Origin of the sequence: Lysobacter sp. Root690 (assembly GCF_001427785.1) — a bacterium.
GTDB lineage: Bacteria > Pseudomonadota > Gammaproteobacteria > Xanthomonadales > Xanthomonadaceae > Lysobacter.
On record NZ_LMHM01000018.1, the window covers coordinates 427,382 to 441,264 of the forward strand.

General features: G+C 66.3%; 11 protein-coding genes and 2 pseudogenes. 6 read left to right on the forward strand and 7 right to left on the reverse strand.

Features of this window, described 5'->3' with window-relative positions; all coding sequences use genetic code 11:
* The first annotated feature begins 351 nt into the window (after positions 1–351).
* The 4 genes from mgtE to ASD86_RS25030 all read left to right on the forward strand — a co-directional run bounded on the left by mgtE (position 352) and on the right by ASD86_RS25030 (position 4,791).
* Positions 352–1,713, forward strand: a complete 1,362-nt coding sequence (gene mgtE, locus ASD86_RS25015) for a magnesium transporter (RefSeq protein ID WP_056117139.1) — start codon at positions 352–354, stop codon at positions 1,711–1,713.
* A 306-nt stretch (positions 1,714–2,019) separates the two neighbouring features.
* Positions 2,020–2,712, forward strand: coding sequence for a hypothetical protein (locus ASD86_RS25020; protein ID WP_056117141.1), 693 nt, complete (start codon positions 2,020–2,022; stop codon positions 2,710–2,712).
* A gap of 244 nt (positions 2,713–2,956) precedes the next feature.
* Positions 2,957–3,685, forward strand: a complete 729-nt coding sequence (locus tag ASD86_RS25025) for a prolyl oligopeptidase family serine peptidase (RefSeq protein ID WP_162253741.1) — start codon at positions 2,957–2,959, stop codon at positions 3,683–3,685.
* Between the two features lie 197 nt (positions 3,686–3,882).
* Positions 3,883–4,791 (forward strand): hypothetical protein, encoded by a 909-nt coding sequence (locus ASD86_RS25030; protein WP_157477119.1) that lies wholly within the window; start codon positions 3,883–3,885, stop codon positions 4,789–4,791.
* A 161-nt stretch (positions 4,792–4,952) separates the two neighbouring features.
* On the opposite strand, the pseudogene ASD86_RS25035 reads toward ASD86_RS25030, so the two are convergent.
* The 4 genes and pseudogenes from ASD86_RS25035 to ASD86_RS25050 all read right to left on the reverse strand — a co-directional run.
* A pseudogene (locus tag ASD86_RS25035) lies at positions 4,953–5,162 on the reverse strand (alkylphosphonate utilization protein); the annotation flags it as partial.
* A 47-nt stretch (positions 5,163–5,209) separates the two neighbouring features.
* Positions 5,210–6,142 carry an aspartate carbamoyltransferase catalytic subunit gene (locus ASD86_RS25040; RefSeq protein ID WP_056117146.1) on the reverse strand — a complete coding sequence of 311 codons (933 nt, stop codon included), beginning with the start codon at positions 6,140–6,142 and terminating at the stop codon, positions 5,210–5,212.
* A 31-nt stretch (positions 6,143–6,173) separates the two neighbouring features.
* Entirely contained in the window at positions 6,174–6,662 is a 489-nt protein-coding gene (ruvX, locus tag ASD86_RS25045; RefSeq protein WP_056117148.1) for a Holliday junction resolvase RuvX, read from the reverse strand.
* Positions 6,659–7,225 (reverse strand): YqgE/AlgH family protein, encoded by a 567-nt coding sequence (locus ASD86_RS25050; RefSeq protein ID WP_036102347.1) that lies wholly within the window; start codon positions 7,223–7,225, stop codon positions 6,659–6,661. The genes ruvX and ASD86_RS25050 overlap by 4 nt, the downstream gene beginning before the upstream one ends.
* 300 nt (positions 7,226–7,525) lie before the next feature.
* On the opposite strand from ASD86_RS25050, the pseudogene ASD86_RS25055 reads away from it, so the two are divergent.
* Positions 7,526–8,086 (forward strand): annotated as a pseudogene (locus tag ASD86_RS25055) (DNA-3-methyladenine glycosylase I); the annotation flags it as partial.
* A 322-nt stretch (positions 8,087–8,408) separates the two neighbouring features.
* Positions 8,409–10,250 (forward strand): DUF4153 domain-containing protein, encoded by a 1,842-nt coding sequence (locus ASD86_RS25060; protein ID WP_082578724.1) that lies wholly within the window; start codon positions 8,409–8,411, stop codon positions 10,248–10,250.
* Between the two features lie 20 nt (positions 10,251–10,270).
* Here ASD86_RS25060 and ASD86_RS25065 read toward each other — a convergent pair whose 3' ends face one another.
* The 3 genes from ASD86_RS25065 to ASD86_RS25075 form a co-directional block, all read right to left on the reverse strand.
* Positions 10,271–11,281: a Rieske 2Fe-2S domain-containing protein gene (locus ASD86_RS25065; protein ID WP_082578700.1), complete on the reverse strand. Its 1,011-nt coding sequence runs from the start codon at positions 11,279–11,281 to the stop codon at positions 10,271–10,273.
* A 79-nt stretch (positions 11,282–11,360) separates the two neighbouring features.
* A complete protein-coding gene (locus tag ASD86_RS25070; protein WP_056117150.1) occupies positions 11,361–12,473 on the reverse strand; it encodes a GNAT family N-acetyltransferase in 1,113 nt (370 codons plus the stop codon).
* Positions 12,470–13,627 (reverse strand): hypothetical protein, encoded by a 1,158-nt coding sequence (locus ASD86_RS25075; protein WP_056117152.1) that lies wholly within the window; start codon positions 13,625–13,627, stop codon positions 12,470–12,472. Before ASD86_RS25075 ends, ASD86_RS25070 begins: the two co-directional genes overlap by 4 nt.
* Positions 13,628–13,883 lie beyond the last annotated feature (256 nt).

Genomic DNA, 13,883 nt, shown 5'->3' on the forward strand with positions numbered 1-13,883 from the left:
ATGACTCGGAAAAGGGGAGCGGACCGGCTCATCGTTCTGGCGAGATTTTTCGCTTGAGGCGCCGACCGGATGAATGCGATCACTCAACGCGTGCCGGCATGGCGATGCGACCGCCGCGAACGTCGGCGTTCTGCGTCGACAGGCAGGCCTGGATCGCGCACGCGGCCCAAGTGCTCGACGCAGCCACCTGCGCGGGGCGCGCAACCGCCCGCGCCCGCGCGTCGTCACCCTGCATAGCGCGCCCGCCTTCTAGACTGGGCTTTGACAGCGCCACAAGAGATAATGGCGGGGTGATCGTTTGACCCCCGCCGGCTTCGTGGCCGCGTCCGTCACCCGCCAGGAAGTACCGCATTGGCCGAAGCCGTCCGCCACGACAAGACCGCACGTCAGCTGCGCCTGCTTTCCGACGCGCTCGACAGCGGTCGGCTGGGTCCGGTGCGGCGGCTGGTCAACACCCTGTCGCCGGCCGAAATCGGCAACCTGCTCGAATCGCTGCCCCCAGGCAAGCGCGTCATCGTCTGGGGCCTGGTCGATCCTGAGGACGACGGCGAGGTCCTGGTCCACGTCGGCGAGGAAGTGCGCGAGAGCCTGCTCGCGGACATGGACACCGACGAAATCGTCGCCGCGGTCGAAGACCTCGACATCGACGACTTGGCCGACCTGGTCGAAGACCTGCCCGACACGGTCATCGACGAAGTGCTCAAGTCGATGGACCGCGAGAACCGCGAGCGGCTCGAGCAGGTTCTGTCGTACCCGGAAGACACCGCCGGCCGCCTGATGAATCCCGACGTGGTGACGGTGCGCGCCGACACCACCATCGACGTGGTGCTGCGCTACCTGCGCCTGCGCGGCGAACTGCCCGAACATACCGATCATCTGTACGTGGTCAGCCGCCGCCATCAATACCTGGGCCGCATCGCCCTGGCCGCGCTGCTCACCCACGAACCCGGCAGCGCGATCAATAAACTGATCGACGACGAACAGCCCGCGATCGACGTCGGCGAAACCGCCAGCGAAGTCGCGCGCCAGTTCTCCGATCACGACTGGATCAGCGCCCCGGTCGTCGACGACAACAACATCTTGCTCGGCCGCATCACCATCGATGACGTGGTCGACATCATCCGCGAAGAGGCCGAACACCAGGCCCTCAGCGCGGCCGGCCTGGACGAGGACGAAGACCTGTTCAGCCCGGTGCGGCGCGCGTTCCGCCGCCGCCTGATCTGGCTGTCGATCAATCTGTGCACCGCGTTCCTGGCCTCCAGCGTGGTCGGCCAGTTCGAAGACTCCATCGCCAAGCTGGTCGCGCTGGCCGCGCTGATGCCGATCGTCGCCGGCATGGGCGGCAACGCCGGCACCCAGGTGCTCGCGCTGATGATCCGCGGCCTCGCCCTGGGCCAGATCGGCGCGTCCAACCTCGGCGTGCTGCTGCGCAAGGAACTCGCGGTCGCGCTGATCAACGGTCTGGTGCTGGGCATCATCCTCGGCGTGGTGGTGCTGATCTGGTTCCGCCAGCCCGGCCTGTCGCTGGTGATCGGCGCCGCGCTGACCATCAACATGCTGACCGCAGCCGCCGGCGGCGTGCTGGTGCCGATCACCCTCAAGCGACTGGGCTTCGATCCCGCGCTGGCCGGCGGCGTCATGCTGACCACGCTGACCGACGTGATGGGCTTCCTGAGCTTCCTGGGGTTGGCGACGCTCATCTTGTTGCATTGAGGCCACCGGCTTCGATCGGCGCGATGTGGTGCAAACGACGACGCGGCCTCGCGAACCGAGCGAATCGCGCTATTGATCGAAACTCCGAACTCATCATTCCGCGCGCGCTCTTCAAAACCGTCATCCCCGCGAAGGCGGGGATCCAGGGCTTCACCGCGACAGCACTCTGAAGTCTCTGGATCCCCGCCTTCGCGGGGATGACGGAAACAAGAACGTTCGAATCATCGCGTCGCGCAATCGTCGCAACCACTCGCACCCGGACCAACGGCATCGCCGCCCGCAAAGCCGCGTACTAAGCTTGCGCGCATGTTTCAATCCGACACTCTCGAACACGCAGTCGACCTGCAGGCGCGCAGCTACGCTCTGCTGCGATGGATGGCCGACGGCATCCAGCGCGGCTTCATCGCATTCGACGCCGCCCACGCCTACGCCGACGATCCCCGCGCCGCCGCCGCATGGATCGAACACCACTACGCCGAATTCCCGCCCGACGCGCGCCCGCGGCGCGAGCATCTGAGCGAATTCTGCAACCTGTTCGCCAGCTATCTGAGCGACGGCCATCGCTTGGTCGCCGAGCCGGGCCTGCGTCGGTATTCGCCGGACGCGCATTGTTTCTGCCAGATGTGCAGCTGGTTCATCCACGCACCGAGCCTGCGCTCGCGCCCGCTAAGCAGCGGCGATCAGCGCCGCGCCGACCGACGCATGCGCGACTGCCTCGATGCCCTGGCTCTCGAACACGAACGCCTGCTCGAAGACGCCGAAGTGAGCGCGTTGATGCGCGACGCCGACCTGCGCGAAGCCCTGGCCCTGTACGCCTACACCGAAACCCTGCTGCGCCGTCTGCAAGGCTGGAGCGTCGAAAACGGCGTACCGCTGGCGCTGTGGCGTCGCTTCGCCTGGACCGCGAACAGCGCGCCGAAGCGCAAGTTCCAACTCAGCGCCGAAGCGATCCTGGCGGCGCAGCGCCTGTTGCATGAACGTCTGGCCGCGCCGGTCTGAATCGGCCGCGCCGTTGCGGATCGCGGCCCATTGCCGCGACTGATCAACGAGAGTCAACCGGCATGCGCTTGAATCGTTGACGCCCCCAACCGATGATGCGGATATCCCGCCCCGGAGGATGCCGATGCGCCGTTGCCGCCCGCTGCGATTCGCCGCCGCGCTGTTGTGCTCCGCTTCGATCGCGCTGATCGCCGCGTGCAGCCATGCGCCGTCGCCGCGAACCCCGCCCCCGGAGCCCACCGCCATGACCGACTCACGCGAACACGGCCGTTTCCTCAGTCGCGAACTGGTGCTCGACCACGGCGTCGTGCATCGCTATCAAGTGTTCGTGCCCTCGCTCAAGGCCGGCGGCGAACGGCCCGCGCTGATCGTGTTCCTGCATGGCTCGGGCGAACGCGGCGACGACAACCGCAAGCAGGTCGAGGTCGGGCTCGGCCCGATCATCCGCGAGCGCATGGACGACTTCCCGGCGATCGTGGTGTTCCCGCAGATGCATACCGACCAGATCGACGCCGACCGTTTCGCCGGCACCGTGCTGAAAATTCTCGACCGCGCCGAGGCTGAGTTCAACGCCGATCCCAAGCGCATCGTGCTGACCGGCCTGTCGATGGGCGGCTATGCGAGCTACGAACTGGCCCTGATGCAACCCGACCGCTTCGCCGCGGTGGTGCCGATCTGCGGCGGCTACGACCCGCCGAAAGCCTACGACGCCGAACGCATCGCCGCGCTGGGCGGCGCCCTGGACCTGGACGCCGCCGCGCGCAAGCTGCGCGGCATCCCGTTCTGGATCTTCCATGGCGCGCAGGACGACGTGGTACCGCCGCGTTACTCGCGCGACATGAGCGCCGCGCTGAAACGCGCCGGCGCCGACGTGCGCTACACCGAATTCCCCGACGCCGACCACAATTCCTGGGACCCGGCGTATTCGACGGCTGAGTTGTGGCCGTGGTTGTTTGCGCAGCGCCGGCCGTGAGTACTTGCTTTGATCGGGTATACGCAGCGCTGTTTCAGCGGGACAAGAAATAATTCATCCGAGCAGACTTGCACATTCGATGCGGTGCCGAGGCAAGCCGAAGACCACTAAAAGGCCGCCTATTGTTTCGCCATGATTCCATCTAACATTTCGTTATCGCCGATCTTTATTCGCTGACGACTAACGCTGGATTGCAGATGAATCGGGGGCATGCAATTAAAGACGCACTGATGATCGGCGGCCAGGTCATGTTGTCCTGCGCATTATCTTCATGCGCCACCACGCAGCCAGCCACGAAGGTTGCAGACGGTGGCCTGTTGCTCGACGCCCTGACCGCCATCACTACCCAGCGCGGCGACGGCTTCGACGACATCGTCAAGGCCTTGCGCAAGAACGGCGAGTTAAAGGCCAGCGAAGGCCCCGTCACGCTGGCGGACGGCACCCGGCTATCGAAGTGGGCAACCCACGAGAAAAACGGCGGCGTCACCAGTCTGACACTGACGGTTGCGCCATCGGACTGTATCGCTCTGAACGAGGTCGTAGCCAAGACCTATGCGAGACTCGCGTTCGCGCACGGCGACGGTTTCGCTTTCGAAGCGATCGGTGTGCGCGGCGGGTTCTCGGCTCACGACCATGACAGGGCTTGCCTGGGGCATCTCACCCTCAACCGCGCTACGCCCGCCGAATCGCAATCCGACGAAGCCGAGCGAGCCACCGGTCGCGTCGCCTTTTCGCGGGTGCTGGATCTGCTTTTATCGAGCGAGCCCGCCGATCTGGAAAAAGCTTCGGCCGAACTGGAACAGTCGCGCAACTCCGGGCTGGAAAGCGCGAACAAAGCCTCCGGCGACGCGCAACTGCTCCGGCTTCGTTCGCATTCCGCGGGCGGCAAAATTTTCGGAATCAGCCTGACCCTGGCGGCGAAGCCGTGCTTCCCGATCGATCAGGCGGCCGCCCGTACCGATGCCCGCGCGTTCCCGAGGCAAGACCAGGCCGTCGTATACGAGGCGCATTCACCGGGAAGCTTTACGACGATCTATCCCCATGCGCTTGATGGCGCTTGCATGGGCAGCTTCGTTCACTATCGCCAGGAGATGAAACGGCGATGAGCTTGCCCGGCGTTGAAAGAGTCCAGCGGAGACGGATGCACACGGTTTACCGGGTGAAGGCGTACCGGCAATCAGCAGCCACCATCACATGCATCTTCGGTGTCACCGCTTGCCTTCGCTTTTATTAAGGGAGCGCGGGGGATTTGCTATCCCCCGCGCCGCTACGCCTTCTTCAAAAACTCAGTCCGCAACACCAGTCCCTTGACCTTGTCGACATTGCACTCGATCTCGTCTTCCTCGTCGGTCAGGCGGATGTTCTTGCACAGAGTGCCGCGCTTGAGCGTCACCGAGGTGCCTTTCACTTTCAGGTCCTTGATCAGCAGCACCGAATCGCCATCGGCGAGCACGGTGCCGTTGCTGTCTTTCACGATCATGTCGATATCCAAGTAAGCCGTCGCATCGCGCCGATGCGACGAAGTCAGCCCTTCAGCAGGGTTTCCAGCACCGCCATCCGCATCGCCACGCCGTTGGCGACCTGAGTCAGGATCAGCGACTGCGGACCATCAGCCACTTCATCGGTGATCTCGACACCGCGGTTCATCGGCCCGGGATGCATCACCACCGCATCGGCGGCGGCGCGGCGCAGGCGCGTCGCGGTCAGGCCGTAATCGCGGTGGTAATCGTCCAGCGACGCGACCAGGCCTTCTTCCATGCGTTCGCGTTGCAGACGCAGCATCATCACCGCGTCCACGCCGTCGAGCGCGGCATCGAAATCCTGGGTGACCACGCAGCCGTCCAGGGTGCCGTCGTCGGGCAGCAGCGAGGCCGGGCCGCACACACGGATCTCGCCGGCGCCCAGCGCGCGCAGCGCCTGCAGGTCCGAACGCGCCACGCGCGAATGCTTGACGTCGCCGATCAGCGCCACGCGCAGCGCGGAAAAATCCACGCCCTTGGCCTGGCGCAGGGTCAGCATGTCGAGCAGGCCCTGGGTCGGGTGCGCGCTGCGTCCGTCGCCGGCATTGATCAGGCAGGTGCCTTCGCGCGCCTGCTCGGCGAGCGCGGCGACCGCGCCGTCCTCGCGATGGCGAATGACGAAACCGCGCACGCCCATCGCTTCGATGTTCTTGAGCGTGTCCAGCGCGGTCTCGCCCTTGCTGGTCGAGGAGGTCGACGCGTCGAAATTCAGCACATGCGCGCCGAGTTGCTGCGCGGCCAATTGAAAGCTCAGGCGGGTGCGCGTGGACGGTTCGAAAAACAGCGTACACACCGCGATGCCGGCCAGCGCGCGGCTGTCGTAGTGGCCTTCGGCGAAGGCCTGCGCGCGGATCAACAAGGCGTCGAGCGATGCGCGCGTGCTGTCGCGCAGGCTCAGCAGATGGCGCGAACCGGCGGGGGAAACGGAGGAGTTCATGGGAGCGGACTGATAAGTGCGGGCGGTTGGATCAGGGCGGAAGCAGGTCGATATCGGTGGCGTCGCCGGGCGAAGCCGCCCAGCGCTCGACGATCACCGCCGCGGCCACCGCATCCAGGGCTTCGGCGTCGCGGCGGCGCTTGCGGCCTTCGGCGCGATCGGCGGCGAAACGGTGCGCGGCCTCGACCGAGCTGGAACGCTCGTCGACCATCACCACCGGCAGTTTGTAGCGCTGGCGCAGTTGCCGCGCGAAGCTCAGCGCGCGCAAGCGCGCGGGCTGATCGCCACCTTCCAGCGTCATCGGATCGCCGACGATCAGTCCGTCGGGGCGCCATTCCTTGAGCACGCGATCGATCGCGCCCCAATCCGGGCCGCCGCCGTGTACATCGATCACCGCCAGCGCGCGCGCGCCATAGCCGAACGCGCTGCCCACCGCGACCCCGATCCGGCGCGAACCGACATCGAATCCGAGCACGGTGCCGTCGCTGCGGATGGTCGAATGGCTCGCGTCCGAGCTCATGCGTGCCCGGCGTAATCGGCCAGATGGGCGAGATCGACGCCGATGCGCCCCGCCGCGGCCTGCCAGCGCGCGTCCAGCGGCAATTCGAACAGCAGCTCGGCGTCGGCCGGCGCGGTCAGCCAATCGTTCTCGGTGATTTCGTGTTCGAGCTGGCCCGATCCCCAACCGGCGCAACCCAGCGCGACCACGGCGTTGTCCGGGCCTTCGCCGGCGGCCATGGCCTCGAGGATATCGCGCGAGGTGGTCAGGTACAGGCCGCTGCCGATGACCAAGGTCGAATCCCAGCGGGTGCCGCCGTCGTGCAGGACGAAGCCGCGCTCGGGATGGACCGGGCCACCGGCCAGCACGACCTGCGCGCGCAGCGATTCGTCGCCGCCGTCCACGCCCATCTGTCCGAACACTTCGCCTAGCGTGTATTCGGACGGACGATTGACCACGATGCCCATGGCACCGTCGTCGTCGTGTTGGCAGATCAAGGCGACGCTGCGCGAAAAATTGGTATCGGCCAGCGCGGACAGCGCGATCAGGACCTGATTGGCAAGGGGAGTCGGCATCACGGGCATGACCCCATTCTAACGTGCCGGGCGCGGCTGCGGGCCGTGAAAACGGGTGCTCGCGCGCAGCTTCGGGTTCGGCCGCGGGCCGATGTCCGCCCCGAGCGGGATCTGGCCCGATCCGGTCGAATCCGGCCAGGCCTTGATAGACCGCGCCCGAGCGGCGCGTGAGCCGGCGTGAGCGACCGGCGTTCAGCCGCGCGGCGGTCCGCGGCCCACCGCCGATCCGCGCCGCCACTGGATTCGCCCGCGCGCCGCGCCGACAATCCAGTGCCGCGCCGGTTCGAGCGCGCTCCTTCGAGGCTTTCAATGTCGGGCTACTGCAACATCGCCCCAAACCATCCCGTCCATGGCGAGTACCACGACCGCGAGTACGGTTTCCCGCAACGCGACGAATCGGACCTGTTCGAGCGCCTGATCCTGGAAATCAACCAGGCCGGGCTGAGCTGGGAAACCATCCTGCGCAAGCGCGAGGGCTTCCGCCGCGCCTACGACGGCTTCGCGGTCGACAAGGTCGCCGCGTACGGACAGGCCGAGCGCCTGCGCCTGCTCGAGGACGCCGGGATCATCCGCAACCGGCTCAAGGTCGATGCGGCGATCCACAACGCCCAGGTGATCCAGGGCCTGCGCGCCGGCCACGGCGGCTTTGCCCAATGGCTGGACGCGCATCAACTGCTCGACGGCCGGCCGCGCGAGAAGGCCGACTGGATCAAGCTGTTCAAGAAGACCTTCCGTTTCACCGGCGGCGAGATCACCAACGAATTCCTGATGAGCCTGAGCTACCTGCCCGGCGCGCATCGCGAAAGCTGTCCGGCTTATCAGCGCATCGACAAGCTCAAGCCGTATTGGCGCCGTGCGCGCGAACAAGCCGCGGCACTGAAGCCCGCTTCGAAGTCCGCGGGAACGACTGCGGGAAAAGCCGGCGAGACGAAGGCCGCGCCCACCAAGACCGTCAACAAAACTGTCGCCAAGAAGAACGTCAGCAAGCCGGCACCAGCCAAGAAAGCAGCCGCCAAACCAGCGGCAAGCAAGAAACCCGCCGCAAAGAAAACCGCGAGCGCCAAGCCTGCGGCGAAGAAAACCCGCTGACCGACACGCCCCTCCCATCGTCATGGACGACATCGCGATGCGCGCCGCCCCGGCGCGCGCCGCGCGATGCTTCGCTCACCAAGCTCATCGCAAAGGATTCCGCATGACCCCGCCTCCCGCCCTGTCCTCCGCCACGCGATCGTTCATCGTCCTGATCGCGCTGTTGCAGGGCCTGCTGCTGTATCTGCTGCGGATCGGCCCGTTCGCCGACAGCGGCCTGGAAGTGTGCGGCTACGTCATCGTGCTGTCGGTGCCGACGATGATGATCCTGTCGGTGCAGCGCTTGAACGATGCGCGCTTCTGGCAACACGCGGCCGGCATCGGCGCGATCTATCTGCTGCTGGCGTGGTGGGCCGGCTGGAGCGCGACCGGCGCGCCCGATATCAGCGCCAGCGCGGTGCTGTGGCCGTTCGGCGCGAGTCTGGCGATCGCCTTGTTCATCGCCCTGCCCTATCTGCAATGCCGTCTGGACAGCGGCCGCTGGCGCGCGTCCTACGATCAACTGTTCGAGCACGGCTGGCAGAACGCGCTGACCCTGCTGTTGACCGCGGTGTTCGTCGGCATCTGCTGGGCCGTGCTCGGCCTGTGCGCGGTGCTGTTCAAGCTGATCGGCATCCAGTTCTTCGCCGATCTGTTCACCATGCGCAGCTTCGTCCATCTCGCCAGCGGCATCATGATCGGCCTGGGCGTGCTGGTCGGCCGTACTCAGCAACGGCCGGTGCAGGTCGCGCGGCAGATTCTGTTCGCGATCTTCAAGGGCCTGCTGCCGCTGGTCGCGGTGATCGCGATCCTGTTCGTGATCAGCCTGCCGTTCACCGGCCTGGACGCGTTGTGGCGCACCCGTTCGGCGACCTTGATCCTGATGTGTCTGATCGCGGTGATGGTGTTGTTCGTCAACGCGGTCTATCAGGACGGCAGCGGCGAACCGCCGTACCCGCGCTGGCTGCGGCGGGTGGTCGAAGCGGCGCTGTTGATCCTGCCGATTTACGCGATGCTGGGGTTGTACGCGCTGGCCTTGCGCATCGGCCAGTACGGATGGACCGCCGAACGCCTGTGGGCGGTGCTCGCCTCGGTCGTGCTGAGCGCGTACGCGTTCGGTTACGCCTGGGCCGCGCTTCGACCGCGACTGGGCTGGCTGCACGGGTTGATGCGGGTCAACGTGACCGTCTCGCTGGTGGCGATGGCGTTCGCGGTGGCGGCGAACTCGCTGCTGCTCGACCCGCACCGCCTGACCGTCAACGATCAACTCGCGCGCCTGCGCGAAGGCCGCACCCCGGCGGAAGAATTCGACCTCAGCCACCTGCGTTTCCAGAACGGCCGCCGCGGCTACGAGGCGCTGCAAAGCCTGCGCAGCGATCCGCAATTCGCCGGCGATAAGCAAAGCGCCAAGCTCGAACGCGTGCTCAAGATGAAAAATCCGTGGGAGTACACCATGGACGATCGCGCCCAGGCCCAGGCCGATACCGTCGCGGCCGCGCTGCGGCATATCCAGATCGCGCCAGGCGCCGATCAGCCCGATACGGTGTGGCTGCAGGCCCTGATCGCGCAACGGCTGCCCACGCCGGACTGCCTGAATGCCGATTCGCAATGCGTGCTGATGACGCCGGACCTCGATCGCAACGGCCGCAACGATTACCTGCTGTGCAACACCGTGCAATACGGCGCGACCTGCTTCGTCTACAGCCTAGAAGACGGCCTGTGGGACAAGATCGGCCGCAGCTATCTGGGCGATCGCGCCGAAACCGTGGCCCCGGCCATGCGCGCGGGCCAAGTCAAGGCGGTGCCGCGCCGCTGGTCGGATTTTCAGTTCGGCGACGACGGCAAGCTGGTGCAGTTCGAAATGGATTCGGAAGAGGAACGCGCGAAGACGCTGCTGGCGATGAAGTCGGACAAGACCGCAGCGCCGGTCGCGGCGGACAAGAAGCCAACGACGGACTCGCACTGAACTAAGCCCAGGCACCGGCCTTACAGCAGGATCCGCACCTCGCGGGCTTGCTCCTCGGCCGGTGCCTCGCCGGTCTGCCAGAACGCCTCAACCCAAGGCCGCACCAGATCGAGTTGCGTGGAGGCGCCGCGCGCGCCGGGAAAGCGCCGCATATTGGCCGACTGCATCGCCAGCATGCGCGCGTCCTGATCGTTGACGCGCTTGAGGAACGGCCACACCAGACGACGCACCAGCCATGCGGGCGCCCAGCGGTTTTCCACGTGCAAGGTCGCGAATACCGAAGTGATATCGCGGGTCTGCGGGGTGAAATGCAGGCTGATGCGGACGATTCCGCCGTTGACGTAGCGGTACTCGATCTGCGCACTGCCCGGTGCGTCGAAGATGGCCTGCTCGCTTTCGCGCGGCGATTCGAACAGGCGGTACAACAGACCCGATTGCTGCGGCTGATCGCGATAGATCACCCTGAAGCCGGCATCATCGGATTCGAACCGCGCCGTCATCGGCTGCCGTTCGCCGCTGCGCACCAGGCCGGGATGAATCCAGTGCGTATGCATCGGATCGAGGAAGTTCTCGATCGCGTCGACGACATGCGCCTGCCACTGGGTCTGCCACAGGAAACGCCGCGAACCCTCGGAGTTCTCGTTCAACATGCGCGGCAACGCGCCTTCGTCGCGCCCGTCCAGCCGCAGCCAGATCAGGCCGTCATGCTCGCGCGCCGCGATGTTGCGCACCCGCACCTGTGGCAGCGGACAGTCCCCCGGCATGCCGGGGATTTCGCACAAGCGGCCATCGGCGTCGAAGCGCCAGCCGTGGTACGGACAGGCGATTCCCGACTCAGTAACGGTCCCGGCCGACAATGGCGCGTGCCGATGCGGGCAGCGATCCTCCAACGCGAACAGTCGCCCATCGCGCGCCCGGCCGAGCACGACCGCGCGATCGAGCACGGTCACCGCCACCGGCTTGTGGCCGAGGCGGTCCGCGCACAGCGCGGGAAACCAGCGTGCGTAATGCGAGGCATGCCAGGTCGTCATGCTCCGATTATCCCGCGATTTGCCGTTGCCGCGCAGATTGTCCGTCCAGTCTGCGCAGGCGCGGGTCGACCCACCGCCCTCACAACTCGAACCTGCGCATGATCGGCACCCCGGCTCGCCGCGTCAGCGCCGAGATGATCGTCAGAATACGCCGCGTGTGGCGAGGTAAATGCCGCATGTACACCGCGCTGTACTCGATGCTCGGTACACCACCGCGCAGGCGCTTGAACCCCGCCGCGCCCGCGCTGAAGTTGATGTCGAAGCCGTCGGCGATCGCGTGTTCGAACGTGCAGGCCGTCAGCAATCGATACAGCCCCATGCGCTGCGGCAAGTCAGTGTCGTAACCGACGATCGGCGTGGTCAGGGTGTGGCCCTGACGGAACTGTCCGGCGATGCAGAGCAGGCGACCGGCGTCGTCGCGATAGCCGTCGAATTCCAGCAGACCGGCGCGATGCCACTGGCGCATGAATTGCGCGTTGTAATGCGGGTTGCAACGCGAATACTTGTCCATGTACAGCCGCTCGTACAACTCGGCGATGCGCGGGTAGTCGGCATCGACGATATCGCCATTGCGCGCGCGGCCGGGCTGTTTCGCGGCCAGTTTCAGATCGACCTTCAGATTGTGCCGCTCGCGCGCCAGACGCGCGACGTCGTGGAACAGATACACCTGCCGGCTCGGGATCAGCGCGAACCCCAGCCGTTCGCACTCGGCCAGCCAGTCGCGATGCTCGACATCGTTGAGCGAACGCAGCCAGATCGCGTGCCCGGGCCAGCGCGCCAGCGACTGTTGCAACAGCTTCGCCAGCGGCACGCTCTGCAAGGGCGGATACAGATTGGTCGACAACAGCCAGTTGTTGATCGCAACCGCGCGATCGATCCGCGCCGACTCCAGCCAGGCCTTGCTGCCGCGGCCCAGCAGGTTCAACGCCGGCGACAGCCAACGCGGCGCGTAGCGGATCGCCTCTTCGAGTGCGTAGTTGCCATAGGTCGTATGCGGCGAACAGACCCAGGCATTGTCGGCCTGTGCATCGTTCACCGTGACCGGAAATATCACCTCACCCGCCGTCAGCATTTCGACTTGGGTGTGCAGGTTGGCTGCGAAGGCGGCCGATGGCGCCTTCGCGTGAATCCGCGCGAACGCCTGCGCGCGCGCGTTGAACGATTCGATCCCGCTGGACGCCGAGGGCTTCATAGCTCCGGCAAAGGCTCGCCGTCCCACTCGATATCGCGCGTCGCCGCCTCGCGCAGATTGCAGCCCTGGCGCAAGGCGATCGCCGCGTACGAGCCCATGTCGACCAGACCGCCGAGCGGCGGGCGTCGATCGCCCGGCAACGCCAGCACATCGTCGGCGCGCCGATAATCGCGCCACCATGTCCGCACGTTGCCCTGCGCGATCGCCTGCAGCAAACCCGCGCTGACCATCACCCCGGCCAGCATCTTCGGCTTATGCAGACCGGGCTCGATGCACTCCATGATGTCGCCCATCAGTGCCGCGGGCAGCGCGTCGTCGTCGGCGAACAGGTGCACGCCGCTGGTCGCGCGCGGATTGCATTCCAGCACGGTGGCCAGGCCGTCGTCGCCGACGATCCAATCGAAGGAGATCTGTCCGGTGAAGCCGATCTTGGCCACGAAGCGTTCGACGAAGCCACGAATCGCCGCGTTCGGGCTCGGCTCGAAATAGAAACTGGAACTGCGCCGCAATCGGTAGCTTGGGCGGTACACCGAATGCGCGAGCAAGCGGCCGCGGTCGGCGACGCTGTACGAGCACAGCTCGGTGCCGTGGTAATAGCGCTGCGCCACCCAATCCTGCGCCAATCCCAGCGGCGCCGCATCGGCCGGCATGCCGCGCGGATACAGCCGCACGTGCACGCCGAAACGCGAGTACTCGGGCTTGAGCACCAGCGGCCCACCGGCGGCCCATGCGCGCGCTTCGTCGATGCGGGTGACGATCGCGCTGTCGGGCACGTTGGCGCCGCAGTCGCGCGCCAGCTCGAGGAAGTGGCGCTTGCTGTGCAGCGCGCGCAGGGTTTCGAAATCGTCGGCCAGCACCCGCACGCGATCGGGCAAGGCCGAGCGATAGCGCGAAAGGAAGAACACTTCCTCGCAGGTCGGCACGATCAGATCGATGCTTTCGGCGGCGACGATGCGCGCCAACGCCGCGACGAATTCGCCGGCGCGCGAACGCGGCGGCGGCAGTCGATGCGCGCGCGTCACCGAGCGCGACCACGCGCTCAAGCGACAGGACACGCTGTCGGCGACATGGACGCTCCATCCCGCGCGATCGAATCGACGCGCCAGCTCCAGCGCCGCGGGGGCTCGGGGGCCCAATATGAGTACCTTGGCCATGCGTCGTTCGATCCGGCGATGCGCCGACCTCGTTGCCCTCTCGCGTTGCGGTGTCGTCGTTGCAATCGGGTTATTAGGCATCACCGCCGGAGCAAAGGGAACGTGGCGGGCATCGCGACGGCTTGCCGATCGGGTCGGTCGGTCGCGATCGCTGCATGCATGGTGGCTTGCGGCGCTTCGCGCGGATCGGCGATCGCGCCCGACGCGGGGCGTCAAGCTTGAACCGCGCGAGGCGATCAGCTTGCGCGCGCTGACG